Source organism: Nostoc sp. UCD121 (assembly GCF_014222285.1).
In the GTDB taxonomy this organism is placed as follows: domain Bacteria; phylum Cyanobacteriota; class Cyanobacteriia; order Cyanobacteriales; family Nostocaceae; genus Nostoc.
Genome location: NZ_JACKZS010000583.1, coordinates 1 through 266, shown reverse-complemented (window position 1 = coordinate 266; position 266 = coordinate 1). Strand labels below are relative to the sequence as shown.

At 56.8% G+C, this 266-nt stretch carries 1 rRNA gene; it reads right to left on the bottom strand.

Annotated elements, in window-relative coordinates:
* Position 1: 1 nt before the first annotated feature.
* Positions 2-266 (bottom strand): 23S ribosomal RNA (locus GNF10_RS37570); the annotation flags it as partial.

Genomic DNA, 266 nt, shown 5'->3' with positions numbered 1-266 from the left:
ACTTTTATCCGTTGAGCGACGGCCCTCCACGCGGGACCACCGGATCACTATGACCGACTTTCGTCTCTGCTCGACTTGTCAGTCTTGCAGTCAGGCAGGCTTATGCCATTGCACTCGACGAACGATTTCCGACCGTTCTGAGCCTACCATCGCGCGCCTCCGTTACTCTTTAGGAGGCGACCGCCCCAGTCAAACTACCCACCATACACGGTCCTGGACCCGGATAACGGGCCGCAGTTAGACATCCATATAGGCAAGGGTGGTAT